This is a genomic window from Ammonicoccus luteus, assembly GCF_050880385.1.
Classification (GTDB): domain Bacteria; phylum Actinomycetota; class Actinomycetes; order Propionibacteriales; family Propionibacteriaceae; genus Enemella.
Window position 1 is genome coordinate 1 of the sequence record NZ_JBNZCI010000014.1, and the last position, 5,504, is coordinate 5,504.

Here is a 5,504-nt window from a genome sequence, read left to right on the forward strand (position 1 = left end):
GCCCTGGAATTGGGAAAGGGTCTGGAACCGTGTGGTTTCAGACCCTTTTCCTGCCCCCCCTTTTGGGGGGTGTGTTGTCCGGCGATGTCCTAGTCTCCCACACACTCCCGTGTGCAGTACCATCGGCGCTGAGAGGCTTAACTTCCGGGTTCGGAATGGGACCGGGTGTTTCCCTCTCGCCATGATCACCGTAACTCTGGTGGACACCACAACCATCACCGCCCGGGGCGGGGGTGGTTGTGCACGCACACCCCCCCCCTTTGGTGGGTGTGGTGGGTATCCTGAGATACCGGACAGTGGACGCGTTTATCGTTATGCAACAAGTCTTTGTGTTGGTTTGCTTGTCCCCACCGTGGGTGGGTGTGTGACAAGCCCTCGGACTATTAGTATCGGTCAGCTCCACACATTGCTGTGCTTCCACATCCGACCTATCACCCGGTAGTCTGCCGGGGTCCTTACCCCATAAATGGGTGGGAGCCCTCATCTTGAAGCGTGCTTCCCGCTTAGATGCTTTCAGCGGTTATCACTTCCCAACGTAGCCAACCAGCCGTGCCCTTGGCAGGACAACTGGCACACCAGAGGTTAGTCCGTCCCGGTCCTCTCGTACTAAGGACAGCTCTTCTCAAGACTCCTACGCGCGCAGCGGATAGGGACCGAACTGTCTCACGACGTTCTAAACCCAGCTCGCGTGCCGCTTTAATGGGCGAACAGCCCAACCCTTGGGACCGACTCCAGCCCCAGGATGCGACGAGCCGACATCGAGGTGCCAAACCATGCCGTCGCTATGGACGCTCGGGCAAGATCAGCCTGTTATCCCCGGGGTACCTTTTATCCGTTGAGTGACGGCGCTTCCACACGCCACCGTCAGATCACTAGTCCCGACTTTCGTCCCTGCTCGACATGTCTGTCTCACAGTCAAGCTCCCTTGTGCACTTACACTCAACACCTGATTGCCAACCAGGCTGAGGGAACCTTTGGGCGCCTCCGTTACCTTTTAGGAGGCGACCGCCCCAGTCAAACTACCCATCAGGCACTGTCCCTGAACCAGATCATGGTCCGAGGTTAGATAACCAGAGCAACCAGAGTGGTATTTCAACGTTGACTCCACACACACTGGCGTGCATGCTTCACAGTCTCCCACCTATCCTACACAAGCTGCACCGATCACCAATACCAAACTATAGTAAAGGTCCCGGGGTCTTTCCGTCCTGCTGCGCGTAACGAGCATCTTTACTCGTACTGCAATTTCGCCGAGTTCGTGGTGGAGACAGTGGGAAAGTCGTTACTCCATTCGTGCAGGTCGGAACTTACCCGACAAGGAATTTCGCTACCTTAGGATGGTTATAGTTACCACCGCCGTTTACTGGGGCTTAAGTTCAGTGCTTCGCTTGCGCTAACACGTCCCCTTAACCTTCCAGCACCGGGCAGGAGTCAGTCCGTATACATCGTCTTACAACTTCGCACGGACCTGTGTTTTTAATAAACAGTCGCTTTCCCGTGGTCTCTGCGACCCTCACCGCTATCACAGAAAATGCTACACGGATCAGGTCCCCCTTATTCCGAAGTTACGGGGGCATTTTGCCGAGTTCCTTCACCACGATTATCTCGATCGCCTTGGTATTCTCTACCCAACCACCTGAGTCGGTTTGGGGTACGGGCGGCTTGCACACTCGCTCACGAAGATTTTCTAGGCAGCATAGGATCACTCACTCGATGGGACGTATCCCACCCAGCCATCATGTCTCAGACACAGTGGGGCGCGGATTTGCCTACACCCCGTCCTACACACTTAGCCCGGGACAACCATCGCCCGGGATGAGCTACCTTCCTGCGTCCCTCCGCAGCTTGCCGCCTCGAGTTCGGATCGAAGAGTCAACCACCACCAACCCGAAGGTCAACAATGGTCTTCCATTCTTAGCATCACCCAACTTGGCACGGGCGCGTACACGCCGGTACGGGAATATCAACCCGTTGTCCATCGACTACGCCTGTCGGCCTCGCCTTAGGTCCCGACTTACCCAGGGCAGATTAGCTTGACCCTGGAACCCTTGGTTATTCGGCGGACGGGTTTCTCACCCGTCATTCGCTACTCATGCCTGCATTCTCACTCGTGTGCACTCCACCCCGGGTCACCCCGAACCTTCACCGCACACACGACGCTCCCCTACCCATCCACACACAACGTGTGAATGCCACAACTTCGGCGGATAGCTTGAGCCCCGCTAAATTGTCGGCGCAGAATCACTTGACCAGTGAGCTATTACGCACTCTTTCAAGGATGGCTGCTTCCAAGCCAACCTCCTGGTTGTCTCCGCAACTCCACATCCTTTTCCACTTAGCTATCGCTTAGGGGCCTTAGTTGGTGATCTGGGCTGTTTCCCTCTCGACAATGAAGCTTATCCCCCACTGTCTCACTGCCGCGCTCTCACTTACCGGCATTCGGAGTTTGGCTAATTTCGGTAAGCTTGTGGGCCCCCTAGACTATCCAGTGCTCTACCTCCGGCAAGAAACACGCGACGCTGCACCTAAATGCATTTCGGGGAGAACCAGCTATCACGGAGTTTGATTGGCCTTTCACCCCTATCCACAGCTCATCCCCCCAGTTTTCAACCTAGGTGGGTTCGGTCCTCCACGACGTCTTACCGTCGCTTCAACCTGGCCATGGATAGATCACTCCGCTTCGGGTCTAGAGCACGCCACTCAACGCCCTATTCGGACTCGCTTTCGCTACGGCTACCCCCCACGGGTTAACCTCGCGACGTACCACTAACTCGCAGGCTCATTCTTCAAAAGGCACGCCGTCACCCCCACAAAGGAAGGCTCCGACGGATTGTAGGCAATCGGTTTCAGGTACTATTTCACTCCCCTCCCGGGGTACTTTTCACCTTTCCCTCACGGTACTAGTCCGCTATCGGTCACCAAGGAGTATTTAGGCTTAGCGGGTGGGCCCGCCAGATTCACACGGAATTCCAGGAGTCCCGTGCTACTTGGGAAACACACCCCATGGGCATGATCATGTTACGACTACAGGGGTCTTACCTTCTCTGCCGCGCTATCCCAACACGCTTCGTCTTCCACAACCACCACCCACGACCGGTCAACAGCCCGATCCAAGTGCGTCCCACAACCCCGCATCTGCAACGCCTGTCAGCTCTCACACAGACACGGTTTGGCCTCATCCGCGTTCGCTCGCCACTACTAACGGAATCACTATTGTTTTCTCTTCCTGAGGGTACTGAGATGTTTCACTTCCCCCCGTTCCCTCTCACTGCCCTATAGATTCAGACAGGAGTCGCCGGACATTACTCCGGTTCCCTTCGAGGTTTCCCCATTCGGACATCCCCGGATCACAGCTCGTGTACCAACTCCCCGGGGCTTATCGCAGATTACCACGTCCTTCATCGGCTCTTGGTGCCAAGGCATCCACCGATTGCCCTTAGTAGCTTGTCAACAAAAAATAAACCAAGACAAAAAAACTACATAAGATGCTCGCGTCCACTGTCAAGTTCTCAACATACCCACACCCACAAGAACAAGCCACCACCACAACCAGCGACAACCCATCCCCGCGATGCCCACGAAAAACCAGCCCCAACCCCCCACAACAGGAGGCCACCAGCACGGTTCTTCAGGACCCAACAGCGTGCCCCTACGTCACAGCTTCCACAAAAGAAAGCCACATCACCACTCCCCCACCACCACACGGCAGCAGGATCATCGCAGCAACACTCAAAAGGCTCCTTAGAAAGGAGGTGATCCAGCCGCACCTTCCGGTACGGCTACCTTGTTACGACTTAGTCCTAATTACCAGCCCCACCTTCGACGGCTCCCCCCACAAGGGTTAGGCCACCGGCTTCGGGTGTTGCCGACTTTCATGACTTGACGGGCGGTGTGTACAAGGCCCGGGAACGTATTCACCGCAGCGTTGCTGATCTGCGATTACTAGCGACTCCGACTTCATGGGGTCGAGTTGCAGACCCCAATCCGAACTGAGACTGGCTTTTCGGGATTCGCTCAGCCTTACGACCTCGCAGCCCGTTGTACCAGCCATTGTAGCATGCGTGAAGCCCTGGACATAAGGGGCATGATGACTTGACCTCATCCCCACCTTCCTCCGAGTTGACCCCGGCAGTCTCCTATGAGTCCCCAACCGAATTGCTGGCAACATAGGACGAGGGTTGCGCTCGTTGCGGGACTTAACCCAACATCTCACGACACGAGCTGACGACAGCCATGCACCACCTGTAAACCGACCAAAAAGGCACACCCATCTCTGAATGCTTCCGGCCTATGTCAAACCCAGGTAAGGTTCTTCGCGTTGCATCGAATTAATCCGCATGCTCCGCCGCTTGTGCGGGCCCCCGTCAATTCCTTTGAGTTTTAGCCTTGCGGCCGTACTCCCCAGGCGGGGCACTTAATGCGTTAGCTACGGCACAGAGAACGTGGAATGTCCCCCACACCTAGTGCCCACCGTTTACGGCGTGGACTACCAGGGTATCTAAGCCTGTTTGCTCCCCACGCTTTCGCTTCTCAGCGTCAGGAAAGTCCCAGAGAACCGCCTTCGCCACCGGTGTTCCTCCTGATATCTGCGCATTCCACCGCTCCACCAGGAATTCCGTTCTCCCCTAACTTCCTCTAGTCAGCCCGTATCGGAAGCAAGCTCGAAGTTAAGCCCCGAGTTTTCACTTCCGACGTGACAAACCGCCTACAAGCTCTTTACGCCCAATAATTCCGGACAACGCTCGCACCCTACGTATCACCGCGGCTGCTGGCACGTAGTTGGCCGGTGCTTCTTCTGCAGGTACCGTCAAGAAACCCTTCGTCCCTGCTGAAAGCGGTTTACAACCCGAAGGCCGTCATCCCGCACGCGGCGTTGCTGCGTCAGGCTTCCGCCCATTGCGCAATATTCCCCACTGCTGCCTCCCGTAGGAGTCTGGGCCGTATCTCAGTCCCAGTGTGGCCGGTCGCCCTCTCAGGCCGGCTACCCGTCGACGCCTTGGTAGGCCATCACCCCACCAACAAGCTGATAGGCCGCGAGCCCATCCCAGACCAAAAAATCTTTCCACCCACAACCATGCGGTCACAGGTCATATCCAGTATTAGACACCCTTTCGAATGCTTATCCCAGAGTCCAGGGCAGGTTACTCACGTGTTACTCACCCGTTCGCCACTCGTGTACCCCGAAGGGCCTTACCGTTCGACTTGCATGTGTTAAGCACGCCGCCAGCGTTCGTCCTGAGCCAGGATCAAACTCTCCGTTGAAAACCATCCAACAACCCACCCAAAAAGGCAGGCCATCAAAACAAAATCAACGAGCCTGACACTGACCAAAACACCCACACAACACACCCCAAAAAAAGAGGCACACCATGCAGGCAATCAATCAAATAATCAACTCAAAGAAACCCCCACCCCACAAAACGCGAGGCAGAAAAGGTCCCAAAAAAGTGCATATGACGTAAAAACACGCTGTTGAGTTCTCAAAAACCGTACACACACCGCGC

Annotated in this window: 3 rRNA genes; all 3 read right to left on the bottom strand. The window is 55.8% G+C overall.

What is annotated here, in order from left to right:
- Nucleotides 1-76: 76 nt before the first annotated feature.
- Nucleotides 77-193, bottom strand: a 5S ribosomal RNA gene (gene rrf / locus ACQ260_RS17250).
- A 170-nt stretch (nt 194-363) separates the two neighbouring features.
- A 23S ribosomal RNA gene (locus ACQ260_RS17255) occupies nt 364-3,450 on the bottom strand.
- A gap of 295 nt (nt 3,451-3,745) precedes the next feature.
- Nucleotides 3,746-5,262: ribosomal RNA gene (locus ACQ260_RS17260) — 16S ribosomal RNA — on the bottom strand.
- Together the 16S, 23S and 5S rRNA genes form the textbook arrangement of a ribosomal RNA operon.
- Nucleotides 5,263-5,504: the final 242 nt, after the last annotated feature.